Origin of the sequence: Delftia sp. ZNC0008 (genome assembly GCF_000799035.1) — a bacterium.
Lineage (GTDB): Bacteria > Pseudomonadota > Gammaproteobacteria > Burkholderiales > Burkholderiaceae_C > Comamonas > Comamonas tsuruhatensis.
In genome coordinates this window covers 1-452 of record NZ_JTKZ01000328.1, presented here as the reverse complement: position 1 = coordinate 452, position 452 = coordinate 1, and the positions used below count along the sequence as shown (strand labels likewise).

Sequence of the window (452 nt, the reverse complement as noted above, 5' to 3'; positions counted from 1 at the left end):
CCGCGTAACTGCTCCAGCAAAGCGACATGGGCGCTGAGCAGGGGCGCGGGTGGTTTCTCGGCCAGCATGACCTCTAGCAGAGTGCCCTCGATGCGCCAGCGGGCGGGCACCACGGCGTGCTCTACCGAGTTGCCGAAGCGCGTGGACTGGCGATGGCGGACGGCACGACTGCCCTGCTCCAGCAAGGGCTGCAGCAGTTCGGCCAGGGCCTGCTCGCGCTGCGCCGTGGGCGCTTCGGCCAGCGTGATGCGCAGCGGCACGGCCTCGTAGCCGCGCAGCTGGTCGCGCCAGGCCATCCAGCCCGCCGTGTCGGGGCCGCCCAGCAGCAGGGCGAGGAAGGCGCCCAGGCCGGCCAGGGCCGATCCGGTCCACCAGGACACCTGCACAGGCTGCCGCCCGGCGATCAGCCAGCCCGTCAACCAGACCAGCGCCCCGGCGCAGATGGCTGCCAG

Annotated in this window: 1 pseudogene; it reads right to left on the bottom strand. The window is 72.8% G+C overall.

Annotation, left to right across the window (positions count from 1 at the left end):
- A pseudogene (locus L995_RS10955) lies at positions 1-452 on the bottom strand (hypothetical protein); the annotation flags it as partial.